Source organism: Paenibacillus sp. 1-18 (assembly GCF_000520755.1).
Taxonomy (GTDB): Bacteria; Bacillota; Bacilli; order Paenibacillales; family Paenibacillaceae; genus Paenibacillus; species Paenibacillus brasilensis.
The window spans coordinates 1-671 of the sequence record NZ_ASSB01000284.1 but is presented as its reverse complement, the minus strand read 5'-3'; the positions used below and the strand labels follow the sequence as shown (position 1 = coordinate 671).

Genomic DNA, 671 nt, shown 5'->3' with positions numbered 1-671 from the left:
ATCCGCTGGAGCAGATCCGGTGGCATTGTGACGATGACTTTTCATGAAGCGCTGCCGGGTAGACCACTGACTTGGGCCAATGTGCAGGCGAAAGTAAGTCAGACGGAGTTCAATAAATACGTGACGCCAGGCACTGCGCAGTATAACCTCCTCATTGCCGATCTGGATAAGGTCGCTGTATCGTTAAAGCAGCTTCGTGATGCGGGTGTTCCGGTTTTATGGAGACCTTATCACGAAATGAATGGTGACTGGTTCTGGTGGGGAAACAAAAACAATTTCAATCAGCTATGGAATATCATGTATGACCGTTTTATAAACACACATCAATTGAACAATCTGCTGTGGGTATGGAGTCCGAATGCTCCTAATTCATATACCTTCCCGTATACCCCTAAATATCCGGGGGATGACAAAGTAGACATTTTGGCTGTAGACATTTACAACAATGATTTTAAACAAAGTCATTATGAAGGTCTGCTCGGGTTGGCAGGGGATAAGCCGATTGCCATTGGGGAACACGGTGAGATGCCCAGCTCCGAGGTGTTACAGACTCAGCCCAAATGGGTGTATTCCATGACTTGGGGAAAGATGCTGACCGAGAATAACACAACGGATCAAATTCAGGAGTATATGGATGATTCGAGGAGCTTGAATCGGGATGATGTGAAAAA

1 protein-coding gene is annotated in these 671 nt (G+C 46.1%); it reads left to right on the top strand.

The window, feature by feature from the left end; genetic code table 11:
• Positions 1–671: glycosyl hydrolase (locus tag L693_RS0117890; protein ID WP_025718763.1), on the top strand; the 671-nt coding region annotated here is incomplete at both ends.